Source organism: Phenylobacterium sp. 58.2.17, from assembly GCF_026411515.1.
GTDB lineage: Bacteria > Pseudomonadota > Alphaproteobacteria > Caulobacterales > Caulobacteraceae > Phenylobacterium.
Map to the genome: position 1 here is coordinate 250,248 of NZ_JAPMTQ010000001.1, position 17,412 is coordinate 267,659.

At 66.1% G+C, this 17,412-nt stretch carries 23 protein-coding genes; all 23 read right to left on the reverse strand.

Annotated elements, in window-relative coordinates:
• On the reverse strand, positions 1 to 1,065 hold the full coding sequence (locus tag OUA97_RS01240; RefSeq protein WP_267229904.1) for a hypothetical protein: 1,065 nt from the start codon (positions 1,063 to 1,065) through the stop codon (positions 1 to 3).
• Positions 1,065 to 4,832 carry a phage tail length tape measure family protein gene (locus OUA97_RS01245; protein WP_267229905.1) on the reverse strand — a complete coding sequence of 1,256 codons (3,768 nt, stop codon included), beginning with the start codon at positions 4,830 to 4,832 and terminating at the stop codon, positions 1,065 to 1,067. Before OUA97_RS01245 ends, OUA97_RS01240 begins: the two co-directional genes overlap by 1 nt.
• An 81-nt stretch (positions 4,833 to 4,913) precedes the next feature.
• Positions 4,914 to 5,357 (reverse strand): hypothetical protein, encoded by a 444-nt coding sequence (locus OUA97_RS01250; protein WP_267229906.1) that lies wholly within the window; start codon positions 5,355 to 5,357, stop codon positions 4,914 to 4,916.
• On the reverse strand, positions 5,358 to 5,804 hold the full coding sequence (locus OUA97_RS01255) for a Panacea domain-containing protein (protein WP_267229907.1): 447 nt from the start codon (positions 5,802 to 5,804) through the stop codon (positions 5,358 to 5,360).
• A 210-nt stretch (positions 5,805 to 6,014) separates the two neighbouring features.
• Positions 6,015 to 6,317, reverse strand: coding sequence for a DUF4156 domain-containing protein (locus OUA97_RS01260; RefSeq protein ID WP_267229908.1), 303 nt, complete (start codon positions 6,315 to 6,317; stop codon positions 6,015 to 6,017).
• A 53-nt stretch (positions 6,318 to 6,370) separates the two neighbouring features.
• Positions 6,371 to 6,526 (reverse strand): hypothetical protein, encoded by a 156-nt coding sequence (locus OUA97_RS01265; RefSeq protein ID WP_267229909.1) that lies wholly within the window; start codon positions 6,524 to 6,526, stop codon positions 6,371 to 6,373.
• Positions 6,527 to 6,732: 206 nt separating this feature from the next.
• Entirely contained in the window at positions 6,733 to 7,146 is a 414-nt protein-coding gene (locus OUA97_RS01270; protein WP_267229910.1) for a hypothetical protein, read from the reverse strand.
• Positions 7,147 to 7,225: 79 nt separating this feature from the next.
• Positions 7,226 to 7,705 carry a hypothetical protein gene (locus OUA97_RS01275; protein WP_267229911.1) on the reverse strand — a complete coding sequence of 160 codons (480 nt, stop codon included), beginning with the start codon at positions 7,703 to 7,705 and terminating at the stop codon, positions 7,226 to 7,228.
• A 69-nt stretch (positions 7,706 to 7,774) separates the two neighbouring features.
• Positions 7,775 to 8,188 (reverse strand): phage tail terminator-like protein, encoded by a 414-nt coding sequence (locus OUA97_RS01280; protein ID WP_267229912.1) that lies wholly within the window; start codon positions 8,186 to 8,188, stop codon positions 7,775 to 7,777.
• The gene (locus OUA97_RS01285) at positions 8,185 to 8,622 is read right to left on the reverse strand and encodes a hypothetical protein (RefSeq protein ID WP_267229913.1); all 438 of its coding nucleotides are present in this window, start codon (positions 8,620 to 8,622) and stop codon (positions 8,185 to 8,187) included. The genes OUA97_RS01280 and OUA97_RS01285 overlap by 4 nt, the downstream gene beginning before the upstream one ends.
• A gap of 4 nt (positions 8,623 to 8,626) precedes the next feature.
• On the reverse strand, positions 8,627 to 9,664 hold the full coding sequence (locus tag OUA97_RS01290; RefSeq protein WP_267229914.1) for a hypothetical protein: 1,038 nt from the start codon (positions 9,662 to 9,664) through the stop codon (positions 8,627 to 8,629).
• A gap of 6 nt (positions 9,665 to 9,670) precedes the next feature.
• Positions 9,671 to 9,847 (reverse strand): hypothetical protein, encoded by a 177-nt coding sequence (locus OUA97_RS01295; RefSeq protein WP_267229916.1) that lies wholly within the window; start codon positions 9,845 to 9,847, stop codon positions 9,671 to 9,673.
• Positions 9,848 to 9,876: 29 nt separating this feature from the next.
• The gene (locus tag OUA97_RS01300; protein WP_267229917.1) at positions 9,877 to 10,239 is read right to left on the reverse strand and encodes a hypothetical protein; all 363 of its coding nucleotides are present in this window, start codon (positions 10,237 to 10,239) and stop codon (positions 9,877 to 9,879) included.
• Positions 10,236 to 10,478 (reverse strand): hypothetical protein, encoded by a 243-nt coding sequence (locus OUA97_RS01305; protein WP_267229918.1) that lies wholly within the window; start codon positions 10,476 to 10,478, stop codon positions 10,236 to 10,238. Before OUA97_RS01305 ends, OUA97_RS01300 begins: the two co-directional genes overlap by 4 nt.
• The gene (locus OUA97_RS01310; RefSeq protein ID WP_267229919.1) at positions 10,478 to 10,876 is read right to left on the reverse strand and encodes a hypothetical protein; all 399 of its coding nucleotides are present in this window, start codon (positions 10,874 to 10,876) and stop codon (positions 10,478 to 10,480) included. Before OUA97_RS01310 ends, OUA97_RS01305 begins: the two co-directional genes overlap by 1 nt.
• Positions 10,877 to 11,395, reverse strand: a complete 519-nt coding sequence (locus OUA97_RS01315; protein WP_267229920.1) for a hypothetical protein — start codon at positions 11,393 to 11,395, stop codon at positions 10,877 to 10,879.
• Positions 11,392 to 11,874, reverse strand: a complete 483-nt coding sequence (locus tag OUA97_RS01320; protein ID WP_267229921.1) for a DnaT-like ssDNA-binding protein — start codon at positions 11,872 to 11,874, stop codon at positions 11,392 to 11,394. Before OUA97_RS01320 ends, OUA97_RS01315 begins: the two co-directional genes overlap by 4 nt.
• On the reverse strand, positions 11,874 to 12,140 hold the full coding sequence (locus tag OUA97_RS01325; RefSeq protein WP_267229922.1) for a spike base protein, RCAP_Rcc01079 family: 267 nt from the start codon (positions 12,138 to 12,140) through the stop codon (positions 11,874 to 11,876). The genes OUA97_RS01320 and OUA97_RS01325 overlap by 1 nt, the downstream gene beginning before the upstream one ends.
• A 53-nt stretch (positions 12,141 to 12,193) precedes the next feature.
• On the reverse strand, positions 12,194 to 12,409 hold the full coding sequence (locus tag OUA97_RS01330) for a hypothetical protein (protein WP_267229923.1): 216 nt from the start codon (positions 12,407 to 12,409) through the stop codon (positions 12,194 to 12,196).
• A gap of 2 nt (positions 12,410 to 12,411) precedes the next feature.
• Positions 12,412 to 13,437: a major capsid protein gene (locus OUA97_RS01335; RefSeq protein ID WP_267229925.1), complete on the reverse strand. Its 1,026-nt coding sequence runs from the start codon at positions 13,435 to 13,437 to the stop codon at positions 12,412 to 12,414.
• A gap of 13 nt (positions 13,438 to 13,450) precedes the next feature.
• Positions 13,451 to 13,816: a head decoration protein gene (locus tag OUA97_RS01340; RefSeq protein ID WP_267229926.1), complete on the reverse strand. Its 366-nt coding sequence runs from the start codon at positions 13,814 to 13,816 to the stop codon at positions 13,451 to 13,453.
• A gap of 3 nt (positions 13,817 to 13,819) precedes the next feature.
• Positions 13,820 to 14,926 carry a DUF2213 domain-containing protein gene (locus OUA97_RS01345; RefSeq protein WP_267229927.1) on the reverse strand — a complete coding sequence of 369 codons (1,107 nt, stop codon included), beginning with the start codon at positions 14,924 to 14,926 and terminating at the stop codon, positions 13,820 to 13,822.
• A 103-nt stretch (positions 14,927 to 15,029) separates the two neighbouring features.
• Positions 15,030 to 17,405, reverse strand: coding sequence for an anti-CBASS protein Acb1 family protein (locus OUA97_RS01350; protein WP_267229928.1), 2,376 nt, complete (start codon positions 17,403 to 17,405; stop codon positions 15,030 to 15,032).
• Positions 17,406 to 17,412 lie beyond the last annotated feature (7 nt).

A 17,412-nucleotide genomic window follows, 5' to 3' on the forward strand; every position in this document is an offset into this window, starting at 1 on the left:
TCAGGCCTCCTCAACGTCTAGATTGGTGAGCACGTTCGGATTGGCCGGCGTGATGTCGAATCGGCGCCAGACCCCGACCCGTTGAACGCTGCCGAAATAGGGGTTCCTGGCGTCACTCAGTCCGGCCCAGAAGGCGGGCGTCGCCTTGGTCGCCTCCCGGAGCGCGCGGATCTCTGGCGTCCGCTCGGCCGGAGCTGAGCAAGTCGCGCTCAGGATCGGGATGACCCGACCGGGGATGAACGAGGTCGCGGAGCCTTCGATGTTCCGAGCGAACCTGGAGTAGTTGTCCGCGCCGTCTGTCGGCTCGGTCTCCACATCGCCCAGGAACACAGAGCGATTGATGAACAGCGCACCGACCGTCACGTCCCCGCCGGCTCGATAGAAGGTGATCGTCACCTCGGCGCTGCTCACCAGGGGCATTTCGAGCACCATGGAGGTGTCCCGGAAAGTGAAGCCCTTCGTCAGCCAATCGCGCCAGGAGCGGACAACCCGCGTGCTCATGCTCTCCGAGTAGCTCCACACCTCTTCGCCGTCCTGCTTGACCGAGATCGTGAAGCTGTCCGCCATCACGGCAGCCAACCCCACAGCATCGACGCGGCGGCCCGGCGTGATCGTGTAGGAGAGCGGCGACGGGGCGGTCGTGCCCGTGCTGCTGTTCAGGTCCAGCGCCCGCCAGCGGTTCGTCGGCCCGAGCGAGAGCCACTTCGTGGCGTCGGTGAGCGGAGCCGTGTTCGCGGCCACTAGGCTTTCGTACTCGAGGTGCGCAACCGGGTCGATCACGTGATCACCCAGCCCATAGCTACCGGCGGCGAACGATCCGTAGGTCGTGCCGAGATGACGCCACCAGGTCGGCGAGGAACTTGGCGTGTGGCCCGTGTTTCCCGGCGCGAGCGACCGGTAGACCTCAAAGCTGTTGTGAGCCCCGGAGATGCTAACGTCGGCGTCGAGCGCATAGGTCGTGCCGGCATTGTAGGCGGCCGGCGCAACCTCCGGGACACTGCTGGCGGTCAGCATCGCCGCCGACACCGTCGTGCGGCTCTGGCCGAGGGGCTGGATCACGTACATTACGCCGCCACCTCGACTGTTCCGGTGATCTCGATCGGCTCTTCGGGAGACTGCCCGCGGACGTAGACGCCATTGAACTCTTGGCGCTTGCCCCGCTCGTCCATGTTCTTCGTGCTGGCCGCGGTCCGGCCGGCGGTGACCCGCAGCGCAGCGACTTCGGCCTTCAGCTCCGAGACCAGCGCCTCAAGACGCGAGGTGTCTCCGCCGCTGGCGCGAACGCCGAGTCCGTTCGGGCCCATGGTCAGCGGCATGATCGCCTCGGACCCCGCCTCCCCCATCAGACCCATGTCGAAGGTCGTGGGCTCGCTGACGATGCCGTTGGTGAAGACGCCGCCGCGGGCGAACGGGCGATAGGCGCGGCTCTCGGCCTGGCCGTAGCGCTCCCAGTGGTAGGCGCCGAACTCCTCCTTGGAGCGGCCCTTCGCCATGCCGCTGCCGGAGGTGTAGAGCGCCGCGAGGTCAGGGTTCTTGTCGACGTATCCCGCGTACCCGACGGCTTCATAGCCTGCGGCCGGCCCGTTCTGAACGGGCTTGGCCGCCTCGGCCGCGGCCAGCGCGGCAATCGCCGTCTGCAGGTTCGTGATCGCCTGGGCGACGGTGAGCACTGACGTGTTGATGTTGATCAGCGCGCCAACCTGAGCATCCAGGCGTGCGAGTTCGGCGGTCGCCACCGCGGCGTCCTGCTCGGCGGTGGAGAGCGCGCGGATCGCCTCGTCTACGCTCATCAGGTTGTCGTTGGCGCCGATCAGCGGCTCGACCAGGGCGTCCAGGGCCGCGAGTTGACGCTCGGCCGTGGTCAGCTGGTTCTGCGCCGTCTTGGCGGCCTCGTCGGTCCGGCGGCGGACAGCGGCCAGATCGCGCTGATAGTCGAGCTCGGTCGCGCTCGACGACATGGACGCATCAGCAAACGCGCGGCCCCGCTCGATCAGGTTGTCGTTCGTCGCGGTGTCGAAACGGCTTCTGGCAAAGGCGTACCCGGCAGAGGGGTCGTTCGCCGCCGACAGCATGTCGATCTCGTTCCGGAAGTCGGCGAAGCTCTTCACGGCGGAGGTCAGGCTGGAGATCGTGTTCTCGATCTCGCCGCGCTCGCGCTGATAGGCCTGGCTCAGACGTTCGCGCGCGCCCTGCACGCTGCCGATGACGCCCTCCAGGCGCTTCTTCTCGGCCTCGTAGGCCTCGCGCAGGTCGTCCTCGGCCTTGGCCACCGCGTCCTTGGCCTTGCCGACAGCGGTCGCCCAATCCTCCAGTGCGTGGACGTGCTCTGCGAGAGCTCGATTGGCGCCGTCGAGGGCCGCTAGTTCGGCCTCCCGGCGCTTCGCCAAGGCCCCGACCTCATCGCCGGACAGCTCCAGGATGCGGAGTTCGAGTTCGGCCTGTTGGTTCGCACGGTGTTGAGCGATGGCACGGGCGTTCGCGATGTCAGCGGCCTCGCGCTCTTGTTTTGCGCGCTTCTCTTCCTTGCCGCCCGAGAGCCAGCCCCCGACGCCACCGACAACGGCCCCCACGGCTGCGCCAATCGCTGTACCGATGCCAGGGATCATCGAACCGATCGTCATCCCCGCCATAGCGCCGGATGCTGCTCCGCTGATTGCAGAGCCACCTTTCCCGCCAACGGCCTGCCCGATCACGGAGCCGACGCCGGCCAGCGCTCCGATCTTGCTATCCAGCGATGCGCCGGACTTTTTGAAGATGCTGACGAGGGTGCCAAACGCCTCGACGAGCGACTTGACGAGCTTCTGCCAGTCCTGCTCCTCGAAAGCACGGACGACATCCTCCAGGGCGCGAGCGACGTCGTTGAAGGCGTCCTCGGCCGTGCCCATCGCGCTCTTGCGCTGATTGGCGTGGATGATGTCGAGAACCTTCAAGCGCGCCTTGGCGATCTGGTGCTCGGCAGACGTCGACGCGGTCGTCGCGACGATCTCTTCCAGCTTCAGACGCTCGATCTGCTGCTGAGCGGCAAGGATCTCGCGGTCAATCTCCCGACGCTCGAATCCGAACTGAGCGACTTCGCGCTGGCTGACCAGGATGTCGATCTCGTTCTGAATGCCAGCGGTGCGGACAGCGTTCGAGTCCTGCGTGATCTTCCGTGTGGCGTCGCGCTCGATCTTCTCTTGCTTCAGGCCGGCAGCGCGATCCTGCGCGACCTTCACCGCCTCCAGCTGCATCAGCAGCAGCGCCTTGTTGGCCTCGCTCAAGCCCTTGTCGTCGGCGATCGCGGCGGCCTGGCGGTCCAGTTGGGCGCGTTGCGCTGCGAGCTGCGCATCGACCATCGCCTTCTCAATGTCGGCGCGGGCGCGAACATCCTCGGTCAGGTCCAGCTGGGCGCGCAGTTCATCCGCCTGGGCCTGGGCCAACAGCTGGGCCAGCTGTGCGGCGCGCTCATCGGTCGTATCGCGCGCCGGCTGGGCTGCAGCCTGGTCCTTCTTGGCCTTCTCGGCATCTCCCGCAGCGCCTTTGATCCGGTCGCGGGCTGCGTCGAGAATGGACTTGCGCAGTCCCTGCCCGACGCTGTCGACCGTGTCCGCCCAACCTTCGTTCGCCTTCTTGAAGGCGACCGCGCCGTCTTCCATCGTTTTGGCCGCGGCACCGCTCCACGGGTTTTCCATTTGGCCGAGGGAGACAGGGCCCGCATCGCGCAGACCCATAGCGCCGGCGCCGTTGCCCGTTGCGGTCATGAGCGCACGGATGAGCGGCAGCGCCTTGTTGTAGGCGGTGAGCGCTTTGTTGATGGCGGATTCGATCGCACGAACCACGGCATTGCCAGCCTGCACCGCGATGTCGCCCAGCGCTGCCGGCAGGCCGCTCCATGTGGCTTTGATGGCGGCATAGGCGCCGACGAAGGCCCCGCCAATCGTCTTCACCGCCCAGATCGCCTTAGCGGTGATCTCGTCGAACAGATCCGAGAACCACTTGCCGATCGGCGCCAGCGCGGGTCCGACCGCCTCCCGGATGTAGTTGAACGTCCCCTTGAAGACGTCGCCCATGGTCACGCCGGTGTCGACGCCTTGGTCCTTCAGCCGCTTCAACTGCTTCTCGGTCAGGCCGAGGCTATCGACGAGATCGGCGTTGTCCTGGTTAAGGGCGCGCGCAGCAAGCGCCGCACCGCCAAAGGCGGCGCCGACCGCGATGCCGATGGGCACAATCACCGCAAGGAAGGGCGCGGCGGCGGCCGTCATGCCTTTCAGCACGTCCGTCAACCCAACCCCCTGCGTTTTGGCCATCGCAAGGGCGTCGGCGATCTGCGGCCCCTGTTGGATCAGGATCATTATGGGGTTCATGCCCATCGCCGCCGTCACGCCGATGTCGGCGAACTGGCGCGAGAGGTTCAGGGTCGCCTGAGTGAGGGCCTTGGACGATCCCGCGGCCTTCCCTTGAGTATCGACGATCTTCGACATGCCGGCCGTGTACTGCTGCGCAAAGTCCCGGCTGGCGGCGTCATAGAGTGTGTCGAAGTGGGTAGCCGTCACCTTCGCCTGAGCGCCGACCTTCGCCAGCTTCGCAGCCGCCTTCTCGGCTTCTGCGGCTTGTCGAGACATCGCAAACGCCGCGTCGTTCTGCGCCTTAAGCAGCAGGTTCTGCTCACGGACGGCCTTCTCGATGTTCGCCAGCATCGAGGCGATGGCGCCGCCCGCGCGCTTGGAGCCGCCGGCAAGGCCATCTGCCGCACGTTCTGCGCCTTTGGCGGACTCGGCCAGGCCATCGAGCCGCTTCTCAGCGGTATCGACCTCCTGGCTCTCCACGCGGAGGCCGAGCGGCGTGAGATCCATCGCGGCCTCCAAAGAAAAAGGCCCGCCGAAGCGAGCCTTGCTGAGATGGTTATCTTTTGCGACGGACGGACTCGTTCTCTTTCAGCCTATCCGACGCTTGAAGTGATCTGCGACGAGGCCAGCGATAACGCCACCGGTTAGGATGCCCTGCACCCGCTCGAAATCGCTCGGCTTGAGCCAGCCGCCCAACGAGAAGCATCCAACGTCGAGCTTAGTCCCTGTCGGAGCCAGCACGTGGATAAGCCAGGTCACGGCTAGGAGCACTAGACCAGCGAACAAAATCCACAGAGTTACAACCGCGACCACCTCGAAGTGATTCCGGAACGCCTGATTGCGCTTGTGATCAGCCTCTTCCGCTTCGCGTTTCAGGTCTTCGCGAGTCTTTTTGCTGCCGAGCTGGACTGCCTCGGCTGCCGCGGGATCATCTCCCTTGCCGTTGCCGCCCTCAAGGATTTTCCGCTCTTTGGTCGACGCTCGAACTCTACGTTTCGGCGCCTGACTTTGTTGTTCCCCCCCGGAAGTCATCTAGGCCTGCGCTAGCTGCCTATAATGATCCTCCACCAGGTCATCCGAGATTTGCACCCCGAACTCGCCTGGCCGGTAGGTCAAATCCCACGGCGTATCTATGGCGTGCGTCAGTCGAGAGAGCTGCGGTCCGGTGAAGCGGCCATACTCGGCATAGACTTGCTCAACAATATCTTCCTCTTCCGCCGTTAGCGTTTCCGGCGAAGCGGCGAGTCGACCTGCCACCGCCGATCCGCCAAAGCGGCGCATGGCGTTGTAGAGCACCGGAATCACGGGTCCATATTGCCAAGCCTCAACCCTGTCTCTGATCAGAGCGCGGCCGTGCAATCCCAGCATCCAACCGTGTGCGATGTAGACGAGCTTAAGGACCTGCATCGGCGTCAGAGTGTCGCCGTTCCTCTCCGCGAGCTCGAGGAAGCGGTTAGCGATAATACGGCTATCGTGCATTGGCGCCTCCTTTCGGGTCCGGAATAGATAGTGATTCCGGAACGAAAGGTGAAGAACCTTCTTGACGGACTCGTAAAACCGACCTAGCGCGCCGCGCTACCATCGACGAACACTTCCTCGACGAGATCAGAATCGCGCCTCGCCAGCCCATCGCGTCAAGCCGGGCACTGCTCCCACGCAAGGTCGAAGGTGATGCCGCGGTAGGTCCGATCAGCAGGCGTAGACGTCGCCATTCATCGTCGCGACAGGCCCAGGCATTGCGACCTGCGGACCGGACGACACAACTAGGTTGCCGCCCATCTCGACGACCTTGTTGCGCATCTGAGTGATGGCGTTTTCGCGGGTGATGTTCACCGGCATCGAGTGAGCCGTCACGCTGGCCTGCCCAAGAGCTTTACAGCCTTGGGCCGCCGACTGGGACGATGTGACTTTTACGGCGGACGCGCCGGGCGCCGCCGCAGTGGCGCAGCCAGCAAGGGCCACACAGAGCCCGGTGATCAGTAGCAACCTCATACTCTCGCCCTCCCAAGCGAGCAGGCACGATAGCCGCTCTACGTGGACGAGTGCTAGGCACCTGCGCTGCGCTCGGCCGCCTTGCTGCGCAGAAGCGCCCGGATGCCGACGACATTGGATGCAGGGATCGGCTCGGACGCGCCACGCGAAGCCGGCGGTGTGCTCTGACTGGTGGCCCCCAACGCCGCATCGTCCATTCGCTCGATCATCTCCACTTCCCAAGGAGAAAGCGGCCGGCCGGTTAGGTGAACGAACCACCCGATGTCTGTGAAACTCAACGGATTTGCCGCCATGCCTGATTGCCGACGGGCATTGAGGCGGCGGTAGATGTTCCAGAGGTGTGCGACCTCGACAGGGAGGTCCGGAAGGGTCTCTGGCTTCGCCCCCTTCCGGGTTGCGGCCTCGACGAAGGCGATCAGCGCTTCAGCGAGGCCTTCGAGAAATTGGCGCGGTCGTCAACGAAGGCGCTGACCTGGTCGCGGATGTCGGGGAAGGTGTTGTAGAGGCGCAGGGCGTTCTCGTAGGTGCACTCGGTGGCGTCTTCGTCGATGCCGATTCCGTCCCAGGCGACGGTGCACTTGGCCAGGCCGCCGATCGTGTCGGCCTTGAGCGCCTCGGCGGTCAGCTTCACGCGGGTGCCCTGAGCAAGCCGGCGGTTAGTCGCCGCGGCCTCGTGCTTCACGAAGACGTCACTGTCCTTGCCGAGCAAGGTGATCGTGACCGGCCGTCCATCTTCCTGGATCAGCGGAGCGCCGTTGGCGTCGCGCACTTCCATCACGGCGCCGGCGTTGGCGACGGTCGTGGTGTCGAGGGCCTGCGAGAGGTTCATGGTTCTGCTTTCTGAAAAAGCACCCAGGCGCGACCTGGGCGTGGAGTTTTTGGGGTGGTTGTTCTGGCCGGCGCGGCTCTTAGGAGACCGCTTCGCTCGGGACTTCGATGATCTCGCTGTCGATCGCCAGCTGGTAGGTGCGGGTGACCACGGCGTTGGCCGCGCCGACGTTAAGACGCGAGCTCATCACCTTGACCCGCATGAAGAAGGTGCTGTCGGTGTCATTCGTGTCCGGGGCGTCGGCGAGAACGATCTTCAGGGCGTAGGAGAACGCGGTCTTGGCCGCGGCGTTGGCGGCCAGCTGACCCGGGTCGCGCGGGCTGTCGCCCACCACGACCGACAGATCACCGGCGTCGTTCACGCCCTTCAGCTTGCGGACGCGGCCGTCGCTCAGGGCGGTGAAGTTGACCATGGCGGCGCTGTCGCCGAACTCGCCGATGCTCTCGACGGGCTGGATCTCGGTATAGGTCAGTGCGCTGTAGGCGGTCTCGTCATTGGCCGCCGAGTTGACGGGGCCAAGGTAGATCTTCACGCCCGTGGTAGAGGCGATATCAGCCATGGGGATGGCTCCTTTCGGTTGTCAGAAAAAAGCCGGCGCCCAACTCGGCATCAGGGCTGGACCTGGGCCTTAGGCGACCCAGGCGAAGATGACAGGGATGCGGACCTCGGCGTCGTCAGAGATCGGCGCGGCCGCTCGGGGCTCGCGGTTGATCTTGACCTTGGTCGCACCCTCGAAGAGCACGCGGTTCTTGGGCATGTGGGCCATGATCTGGCCGGCGATCTGGTTGGGGGCGATCACGCCCTCGTTCTTGGGCCAGACAACGGTGATCTGCAGGAGGCCCTGGTCGAGCACACCTGTCGCCAACCCTTCCCAGGCCGCGACGTTGGGGAAGTAGCGGACCTCGAGGTACTTGCCGTCAGCCGGAGGGTCGAAGCCGTCAGCGTGCTCGGGCATCGCGATCGGGAGCGGCGGATCGCCGACTTCCAGCGTCGCGACGTGGTCCAGCAGGGCCTTGGCGATCTGCGCGGGCTTGTCGTTCATCGGGCCCTCGAGTTCACTTCCTGGACGACTTCTCCGACGACGCGGTTCCACTGCTGGGCGGCGAGGTCGACGAACAGACGGCCAGGCCGGCCGCGGCTCCCGTAGTTCTGCGGCCGGGCGTAGTTGGCTGTGTAGGCGAAGATTATCGCGTCGCTCATGCCCGCCGAGGCGATGACCAGGGCCACGTCTCCGGCGTCGTAGGTGTAGGGCCGCCCCTCCTCCGGCTTCGGCAAGCTCGGCGTTGGCGCCGGGCCCGTCGTGGCGACCAGGGAAGCCCGCAGGAAGCCGTCTCGCACCGGCATGTTGCCTCCGGCGCCAACCGGGGTCTGCATGATCTCCACGACCCGCTGGGCGCTCTCATTGCGCACCGCTCTGATCCGGTCCTTGGTGGCGGCGGCCCAGCCGCTCACACTGGCGGCGAAACCTGAGGCCACGCGGTCACTCCAGGTTCGACAGGAAGTCGATGCGATAGGAGACGTCGCACCGGCAGCCGATGGTCTCGGAGGCCGGCGCAGTAGGGTCGCCCGGGTACATCAGGCGCGCGCCGCTAGGGCTGACGAACGGCTGGCGCAGACCGACCGTGTCGCCGTTCAGGCCCATGTGGGTGTGGCGGACACGAAGATCGCCCGCCGAACGCCAGGTGCGCCGGACTGCGCTCTCGGCGACCGAACCACTGTCGACCGCCTGCAGGTAGGCCTCGTGCTTGCCAGCCTGAAGCGCGGTCATCGCCTCCTTGCGCCCGATGATCTGGCCGCGGAGATCCAGTAGTCGGTTGCTGTAGGCCAGAGCGGCTTTGCGCTGGATCTCAGCCGGCACCGTCGCGCCCTCGCGAATAGCCTTCGTGACGGACCGGTCGAAGCGCTTATCGCGTCGCGCCCGGGTCAGGTAGTGGCCGAGCTCAGCGGGGTCGCTGGAGGCCAGTTCCGCCCGCGCGGTGCGGACGTACTCCTCTTGCGGACCAGACAGCCCCAGCACGCCCCCTGCCCGCTTCCCGGTGGACTTGTCGATCCGGCCAACGATGTCGAGGCCGATCGAGCGCGGCGCCGTGCCCTTCTCCATCCCGGCGACGAGTGCCTGGCGGGCGGCGACGCGCTGCTCCTGAAGGATACGGGTCACCAGGGTCAAGGACTCCTGACGGAGCCAGCCTTCAGCCCGAGGGTTACGCGAGCCGAACCGGATGATCACCCGGGCGCCGGCGACATCGCGGATCGTCGGCATGGTCGTCACGGCCGCCTCGCCCGCAGCCACATAGGCCGCCTGGAAGCTGTCGAGCAGCCGGTCGAAGGCCGCGGCGTCGAGGTTCAGCGCCTCGATTGCAGCCTCGATGTTCCCGGCCTGGATGGCCGCGACGACCCGTTGTAGGTCGGCATTGGTCCGCAAGTCGTCGATCGCAACCAGAAACGCCGTGGCGATCTCTGTCCCATAGCGTTGCTCCAGCTCGGCGAAGAGCTGTTGTTGCGTCGGGCGGCGGGCCATGGGTGGTTAGGGTTCGACGATCTGCCGAACATGGACCGCGGCGGCCGTCATGTGGTCGAGGTAGGCGTCGAGCACGGCATGGGCTTCAGACCGCATCCCGTCGATCTCGGTGGCGGGCGCCTTGCGGATCACCGCGGCCTGGATCGCTTGGCCACGGGAGATCACGTCCATCATGGACGCCATGGCAAGCTGCGAGGCCTCCTTGTGCGCGCTCAACGGCGCACCTGGCAGGTGTAGACGACCGGCGTCGTCGCTGGCTTCAGCGTTTCCACGGCCACGATAGTAAAGGTCTTGCCACCTTCCTCCAAGAGGAGGTGCGCCGGGGTGGGCTCGACGGCCAGTCCGGCTGCAGCCACGAGCGCCTTCTTGTCGGTAGCGAGCACGCGCGTTCCGTCGATGTCCGCGGCCTCGAAATTGGTGACGACGAACTTCGCCGGGTGGTCGGTCGGCGGCGTCGGCGTCGGATTGTGCGCGGGCCCGGTCGAGCCCTTCACACGCACGGCGCCCGTCTGCCCGAGCCGCTCGATCAGCCGCAGCGCGGTCTGAGCGGTCTTGGCGTAGTCGAAGGCGGTCATTGCGAGCGTCGGATCTCAAAGCGACCCGTGATCCGCTCTGTGGCGATCTCATCGGGCTTTTCGGGATTGGTGTAGATCATGCCCGCTTCGTCGCGGCAGGCGCGGACAAGCCAGCCTTCACCAGCATTCACCTCCAGCACCCTATGGACCTCTTCGCCGCTGTCGAGATCGACAATCTGGAGCGACGCCCAATCGTCCGGCGGTCCGTCGACCTTGGCGTACATGATCGCTTCGCCCATTAGCCGCGGCGCTCCAACTCAGCCTCGATAGCAGCGATGGCCTGGGCCTTGTTGATGACCGGCTCGTCCGAGAAGATCGCTGCCAGGCCGCGCAGGGTCAGGCCGGCGTCGAGCGGCCGCGACCAGGGCAGATCGCGCCAGTCCTCGGGAATGTAGACCTTGGCGCGCTCGTCGGCCGACAGAGGGGCCTCCACGGGCGGCACGTAGACGTCCGGCTTCTCCGGGTTGGCCTCGACCACCTCGACGCCCACGGCCTTGTACACGGCCGAGATCGCCGGGAAGTCTTCGGTCAGGAACACCTTGCTCGCGCCGGCCAGCGGACCGGTGAACAGGCGAGCGTTCTGGAACTTGCGGCCGGCGGCCAGCGGGTGCCTCTCGCGGGCGTAAACGACTTCCATCTAATCCTCCTGTCCGCTGATCCATTCAGGCGTAGGCGCTCCCAGGATGTCCCGGGTGAGCCCGCTCATGGACCGCGCACGGTCTGCGATCTGCGGCAGGATCGAGTGGAAAGCCGCGTGATAGTAGGTGGCGTGGCGCCAGTTGGCCGTGTCGTTGAAGTGGGGCGACGAGGTTAGCGGGACGCCGCAGAGGACAGCCCGGTCGAAACCCATGTCGACCAGCGCGACCTTCAGGGCGAAGAGGCCAGACGATCCCGGCCCTTCCTGGCCCGGAAACCGCGGATCGGTGTCGGTGTTGCCGATCAGCGCCTTGTGGGCGGGAAGTCCGCGCCGGCGCCGACGCTCGGCCCAGACCTTGAACTTGTCCGGGTGCAGCGAGACGAACGCATCGAAGCTGCCCGGCCAGTAGATCCCGATCAGGTTGGCGCCGACGACCCCGTCGAACTCGCCGAGGTTCAGTGCGGCTTCAGTGTCGGACCAGACGCTATCCGCGCCACCGAGGATGAGGCAGGTGGTCAAACCGCGAAGATCGCGGGCGAAGGGGTCGCGAAGAACGGGGCCAGCAGACCCTCAACCGCGGCGATGGTGGTCGTGGCGTCGGCCAGCGCGTCGCCCGAGCCCCCGAAATACTCGACTTCGATGACGTCGACCTTCTCGCGCTTCACCTGGCCGGCGCCCGTGGCTGCCGGGTTCAGGCTGCCTGGCGCGTTGGCTTCCTGAAGGCTGGCGAAGTAGCTGGCCTCGACGACAGCCGTGGGGATGAGGTTGTCCGGGATCGGCGTGCCATAGCGAGCGAGCGTCGCGCCGGTGCGCGGCCAGGCCCGTTCCTGGGTCAGCGGATCAACCGGAGCCCCCGAAAAACGCGGCCCGTACGTTCCGTCGATGTAGGCGCTTCCCCGTTGGCGCAGGATCGCCACCGTAGGTGCGCCCACGGGCAGCACGTAGCCGTTGGCGGCCATCCAGGTGTTGAAGCCGTCGTCCGTCCCGTAGCCGGCCATCAGAGGATCGCCTCGAGGCCTTCCGCAGCGGTCCCGGTCTCGAGCACGCGGACGGCGGCGACGTAGAGCACTTCGCCGGCCTCGATATGGGTCGTCCGCTCGTGGCCGAGATGGCTGATGAACTTCAGAGCGCCGCTCACCCCGTCCGGCCGGCAGCGGATCGCTCGCGCTGTGGTCGGGAGATCGTTGTCGTCATCCGGCACGATCGGCACGAGATCGACCCCGACCCCGAGGATGCCGAAGTCGGTTGCAGAGTTGATGGTCAAATTCATGCTCCTGCGGAGTGGGGGCGCAACCGACGCCGCGCCCCCTTCCCTGCCTAGGCCTTCTTGTCGTCGGCGGTCGGCTCGCCCTTGGCGGCCTTCTTCTCAGTCACCTTCACGCCGTCCTGGGCGAGAGCGGCGATTTGCTCGTCGGTCAGGGGCTCGGTCGTGGTGACCTCTTCCGAGACGCCGGCCACGACGACCTTGAAGCCGTCGGGAGCGCGGAACGCCTTATCGAGGTGGCCTTCGTTCTTGACGCTGTAGGTCGTCATGATCAGGTCCTCGTGGCTTTGCGGAGCACGTCCGGACGCTGGCAGAAGTACAGCGGGTAGCTGTAGAGCTCGCCGCGGGTCCAGGCTTGGCGGTCACGGTCCACGATGTTCATCGCGTAGGTGTCCTGGCCCAGCGTGTTCACGTAGGGGCCGAACTCCGCCGGAGCCATGGCCTTCTTGAACACATCGCGGGCGCCGACCGGGAAGAACTTGGCCTGGTCGGTCGGGATGGCGACGGTCGAGTTGTCGTCGGTGCCCCGATAGTTGTGCCAGGTGATCCCGCCGAAGGTGAAAGCCTCGAACGAACGGTCGGTGCGCAGGTCCGCGGCGGCCTGCCAGTTGAGGTAGGTCTTCTCGACCTCCGCGTGGCTGATCAGGTCGTCGTAGAAGGCGTCGCCGGCCAGCGCGTGGATGGTCGTACCGGGCGTGAACGCCCCGCCGGCCGAACGCTGCATACCGCGGATCACCTCGGCGCACTTCTTGCGCAGGGCGCCCTTGGCGGGGCTGGCATTGTCGAGGTCGAAGTCGATCGCCGAGGGCTCGGTGACGCCGAACTCGGTGAAGTAGTTGTACAGCACCGTGGAGCCGTCGGCGTCGAGCAGGAGGCCCTGCAGGGCGCCAAGGCGATGGTACTCGTGGGTCAGGTCCATATCGTCGCGGACCTTCGCCATGCGTCGCAGGTACTCGGCCTGGACTTGGGCGAACTCGCTTTCGGAGCCAAAGGCGCGAATGCCCTGAATCTCCTCGGCGTACATGGTGAAGCCTTCCGCCAGGCGCGTGGTCTTGAGCGGCACCGCGTTGCGCGGGTCCACCACCAACTCCTTCGGCGGAGCGCCGACCGGGCTGGACGGGATCAGGACCAGCTTGTTTTCCCGACGGTCGACGAACACCGTGCGGGTGCGGACGGGCATGGGCTCGAAGATGCCCAGCGAGCCCAGCAGCTGGGGCTTGTAGCCGACCTTATCGACCGCGCCCGTCAGGGACGTCATCGAGAAGGCCGACGAGTTGAAGATGTCCATGGAAGCCATGGGTCAGCCCTCCTTATCGAACGATGATGCCAAGCGCCTTGAGGGCGGCATTGGCGGTGGCTTTGGCGGCGTCATTGGCGCCGGCGCTGTAGATCAGGTGCGCGCCGTTCACCTCGCAGTCGCGGACGACGATGGTCTTCTTGACCGTGCCGACGGCGACTTCGAACAGGATGCCCGAGACGTCCTCGGCGCCGGTCGACAGCGACGGGTCGTAGCGGACGTAGTTGCCGCCGGAGTCGAGCTTGCCGAGGATGGTGCCCGGCAGCAGGCCAGGAGCCGAACCGCCCACGACGGTGCCGACGTCGCGGCTGCGGTACATGCCGTTCGCCTCGGAAACCAGGAAGTTGGCGGTCCCGCGGGTTTCGTTGAGCTGAGCCATCGCTTAGGCCCCCTTCTTCGAGACGCCGGCAGCGGCGAAGACGCCGTCGCCCCAGGCATCGTTAACGTTGGCGTGGTCCTGGCTACGCAGGGCGTCGCGGACGCTGTCGTTCTTGGTGTCCTTCGAGAGGGCCTTGAACATGCCGATGACTTCGGCCTCAGAGGCGTCGGCCACCATCTCGTCGCCGAGCTTGGAGGCGACGGCGGCTTTGCGCAGATCGGCGTCGGTCTTGCCCTTGGGGTCGATGGCGCTGTCGATGGCTTTCACCTGGCCTTCGAGCGCCACACGGTCAGCGACCAGCTTGGAAACGTCGATGTTGGCGGCGTCCTGGGCGGTCTTGAGGTCGGCCTTCAGCTTGCCGATCTCCTCATCCTTGGACGCGAGGGCCGCGTTATGGGCGGTGTCGGCGTCGGACTTGGCCCGGCGGGCCTCGTCACGGTCCTTGGTCAGTTTCTCGATGGCGGCGGCGCCCTGATCCGTCGTGGAGACAGAAAGGCCGTCGACCACCACGTTGCGCAGAGTGTCCGGCATGTCCGGGTCCTTCCTGTCTGCTGTGGGGACGGGGCTGGCGCCCCAATGCGCCGCACCGTCGCCGATGCGGACCTCGTGACCCGCCCGGCCCCGCGCGACGATCGCGACGTGGTTGAGGCGGATGTTCTTCTGGACGGCGTCGTAGGCCTCGCCGCTCGGGGTCGTCCCCGCGGTGAAGTCCAGATCGCATGTGTAGCCGGCCGACAGCTCGCGCTTGCCTGCCTCGATGTCCTTGATCGCCGCCTCGTCGCTGACCATGAGCGGGACGCGGATGAAGATGCCCTCGCCGGCCACTTCATCGCTGGTCTGCCCGACGGCGTGCTGCTTCCAGTTAGCCGATGTGACCATTTCGGCCGGGTGGTCGTTGGTCACCGGGCGATGCGCAGCGCTCGCCAGCGTATCCGCGGAGAAGACCTCCGACCCGGGCCGATAGACCCGAACCAAAGCACGATCGGGCTTGCCGACTTCGCGCCCCAGGTAGGTTTGAACACCAGTGCGGGCGATCCGTGCGTCCGCGACCAGGTAGCCGTCATCGCGCCGCCGCGTTCCCGCGACCGCGACTGCGTCGGTGAATTGCATTTGAGCGCCTTCGGGCTTATGTTTTCGACAGCCGCCCGTTGTTTCGGACGTTAGCTCGGGGACTGCTTCGGCAGGGCATCAGAGCAGGGCGGCGCCCTTCCCATCATCGCTTCCACATAGTCACCATGTCGAGCCGGCGTTGCTTCGGCCGGGCTTCGGCGACGTAGACGTACTTGTCTGGGCCAACGGTCGCGTGGATCTCCACCCGTCGCGGTCCAAATTTGCGCTGTTCAGCCGGGTGATAGGCGCCTGACCGGACAATTTGCGGCAGCCTGCCGAAATCGTCTTCGGTGAGCCCCTTCTGACCCCGCGCAGTTTCGGCCTTGGCATCGCCGTGCTGCTTGAGCGCATGGCGCATCGCCTGATTGCTGGCGGCGTGCTTGTAGCCCCGGACGTCGACGCCCAACACCGCCGAAGCGGCAGCCGGACGGCGCACGGCCCCCAGCATCACGTGCTCGATGTCATTCGAGCCGGCCTTCCCCAACGCGTTTTCGATCCGGCGGCCGGTCGGTATCCACCGACCATTTCCTCCGCGAGGTTGGTTCGGGTCGAAGCCCTTTCGAGGCCCCAGGTGCCCGCCGTGCTTGCGCCTGCGAGCGTCAAAAGGGCGGACGGCAGCTCGCCCACCTCCGTCTTCGGTGATCCTCGAGGCCCAATCCTCGTCAATCTCAGCAAAGACTTCCGGCCCAAACACGAGCCGGCCGCGATACGGTTCCACCTTGGTCAGGTCCACGTCGGACCCGGCGTAGGTGATGGTGACGTGAGGCTGGTACTCCGGGTAGTCCCAGGAGGCCCCCGCCTCACGCATCGAATGGTTGCGCCACGAAAGTGCGGATGACGTGAACAGCAGGACGACCGCGCCCTTGTCTCCCAGCGGTTCGACCAGACGCGCACCGCCCGGCTCGATCGTCAGGTTGCCGTTCTGATCGCTCGACCAGTTCTCGCCCATCTTCATCCAGTCGACGGGCGTTCGGCTGTAGGTGACCGTGACATGCAGTTCGTCGGCGGGAGTCGTGGTGGCGAAACCCTGGCTCTTGGCCCAGGCGATGAACTCGTCGGCGTTCACCAGCTTGCGGCTGACGTAGAGGGTGCGCGGCGCGGCGTCGTTCGCCTGCACCTTTTCCACCTCACCGGCGCCACCTGTGGCGGCCACCAGATCGGCCTCATCCTCTTCCTGCTCCGAGAGCCTGCCGTACTCCTCGACGGCAGCCTCCAGGCCAGCCAGCGCGCCGTCCTCGACCAGTTCGTTGACCAGGGCGTCGGACAGCGCCTCGATCGGCATCAGCGCCGGCTCCATGCCGCCCTTGCCCGCGATCGTGCGGGCGGCGTCGGCCTTGGTCTTGAAGATGTCGGCCTTTTCCTTTTCGCCGAGCTGCCAAAGCGGATTCCAGTCGTAGTGGATCGCCGGGTCTCGGGCGCCCGTGGCCGAGCGGATCAGACACTCGTCGAGACCGGACATCGCCGGCTCCATCTCAAGCTGCTGCCCTGCCGAGATGCGGTCGTAGTAGTTGCGGAGATCGGACTCCCCCGTCGCATTCATGCCGGCCGGCGCCTGGCTCATGAAGCGCGTCATCGGAATGTCAGCGGCGCCCGCGGCGTTCTGGCCGTAGCGATCCAACAGGTCCGGCAAGGTCGCGAAGGAGACGGTCTTGCGCTCGTACTTCTCGTTGCCGTCGATCAGCAGCATCTTGTTGACGCCCTTGGCCTGGGCGGCCAGGCCGTAGCGGCGGAGGATCTTCTCCTCTTCTGCAGGATTGCCGACCTTCTCCATCAGCCCGTTCATGGCGATGACGTCGACGTTGGCCTCGAAGATCAGGCTGGCGATGTTCGCCGCGGCGGACTCGGCCTGCTTCACGGCGTCCATGACCGGGACTAGGACGCTGTCCGCCCAGGCGAAAACCGAGCCGGTGGCGTAATCGCGGTCGGGCAGCTCGGCGCCGTAGAAGATCGTCAGCCTGCTGGGGTGGATCCGCACCTGTCCGGTCGATCCCGAGGCAAGGCTGTATTCCTTCGGCCGGTTGTAGAACTCCGAGAGCGGGTCGGTGTCGATGTCACCAGCCACCAGCTGGCGGCGGGTGAGCACGGTCAGGAAGCGAATGCCGCCCTTCTTGACCTTCTCGATATCGAGGGGCTTCGACGCATCATCACCGAAGTCCATGTAGACGGCGGCGCCGCCGAACAGGCGTGCCTTGCGGCGGGCGTCGAGCACCTTGCCCTTGACGTTGAGGCGCTTCTCTTCGGCCTCGATGGCTTCGATCTGCGGGCCTTTCGCCTGCCAGGCGCGCCATGCGCGGCAGCTGTCCAGTGCCGGGATGTCGACGATCTTCCGCGCCATCCAGGAGCCACGGTAGGCGTTGACCAACTGCTTTTCGGAGATGGTGGGCTCGGCGTAGTAGGTGGTGGCCGCCTTGTCCCGCTCAGTCCCGAGACCCGAGACCAGGCTCGCGAGGCCGTCACGGACGAATGTCACTACGCCCATCTGCGCC

What these genes read in the sequence shown, in the direction of transcription:
- OUA97_RS01270 (WP_267229910.1), bottom strand. Translation starts at nt 7,146, where the DNA reads ATGAACCTCTCGCAGGCCCTCGACACCACGACCGTCGCCAACGCCGGC.
- OUA97_RS01260 (WP_267229908.1), bottom strand. Translation starts at nt 6,317, where the DNA reads ATGAGGTTGCTACTGATCACCGGGCTCTGTGTGGCCCTTGCTGGCTGC.
- OUA97_RS01265 (WP_267229909.1), bottom strand. Translation starts at nt 6,526, where the DNA reads ATGATCGAGCGAATGGACGATGCGGCGTTGGGGGCCACCAGTCAGAGC.
- OUA97_RS01340 (WP_267229926.1), bottom strand. Translation starts at nt 13,816, where the DNA reads ATGGCTCAGCTCAACGAAACCCGCGGGACCGCCAACTTCCTGGTTTCC.
- OUA97_RS01300 (WP_267229917.1), bottom strand. Translation starts at nt 10,239, where the DNA reads ATGACCGCCTTCGACTACGCCAAGACCGCTCAGACCGCGCTGCGGCTG.
- OUA97_RS01310 (WP_267229919.1), bottom strand. Translation starts at nt 10,876, where the DNA reads ATGGAAGTCGTTTACGCCCGCGAGAGGCACCCGCTGGCCGCCGGCCGC.
- OUA97_RS01335 (WP_267229925.1), bottom strand. Translation starts at nt 13,437, where the DNA reads ATGGCTTCCATGGACATCTTCAACTCGTCGGCCTTCTCGATGACGTCC.
- OUA97_RS01345 (WP_267229927.1), bottom strand. Translation starts at nt 14,926, where the DNA reads ATGCAATTCACCGACGCAGTCGCGGTCGCGGGAACGCGGCGGCGCGAT.
- OUA97_RS01255 (WP_267229907.1), bottom strand. Translation starts at nt 5,804, where the DNA reads ATGCACGATAGCCGTATTATCGCTAACCGCTTCCTCGAGCTCGCGGAG.
- OUA97_RS01250 (WP_267229906.1), bottom strand. Translation starts at nt 5,357, where the DNA reads ATGACTTCCGGGGGGGAACAACAAAGTCAGGCGCCGAAACGTAGAGTT.
- OUA97_RS01245 (WP_267229905.1), bottom strand. Translation starts at nt 4,832, where the DNA reads ATGGATCTCACGCCGCTCGGCCTCCGCGTGGAGAGCCAGGAGGTCGAT.
- OUA97_RS01280 (WP_267229912.1), bottom strand. Translation starts at nt 8,188, where the DNA reads ATGAACGACAAGCCCGCGCAGATCGCCAAGGCCCTGCTGGACCACGTC.
- OUA97_RS01240 (WP_267229904.1), bottom strand. Translation starts at nt 1,065, where the DNA reads ATGTACGTGATCCAGCCCCTCGGCCAGAGCCGCACGACGGTGTCGGCG.
- OUA97_RS01275 (WP_267229911.1), bottom strand. Translation starts at nt 7,705, where the DNA reads ATGGCTGATATCGCCTCTACCACGGGCGTGAAGATCTACCTTGGCCCC.
- OUA97_RS01305 (WP_267229918.1), bottom strand. Translation starts at nt 10,478, where the DNA reads ATGGGCGAAGCGATCATGTACGCCAAGGTCGACGGACCGCCGGACGAT.
- OUA97_RS01290 (WP_267229914.1), bottom strand. Translation starts at nt 9,664, where the DNA reads ATGGCCCGCCGCCCGACGCAACAACAGCTCTTCGCCGAGCTGGAGCAA.
- OUA97_RS01350 (WP_267229928.1), bottom strand. Translation starts at nt 17,405, where the DNA reads ATGGGCGTAGTGACATTCGTCCGTGACGGCCTCGCGAGCCTGGTCTCG.
- OUA97_RS01295 (WP_267229916.1), bottom strand. Translation starts at nt 9,847, where the DNA reads ATGGCGTCCATGATGGACGTGATCTCCCGTGGCCAAGCGATCCAGGCC.
- OUA97_RS01330 (WP_267229923.1), bottom strand. Translation starts at nt 12,409, where the DNA reads ATGACGACCTACAGCGTCAAGAACGAAGGCCACCTCGATAAGGCGTTC.
- OUA97_RS01320 (WP_267229921.1), bottom strand. Translation starts at nt 11,874, where the DNA reads ATGGCCGGCTACGGGACGGACGACGGCTTCAACACCTGGATGGCCGCC.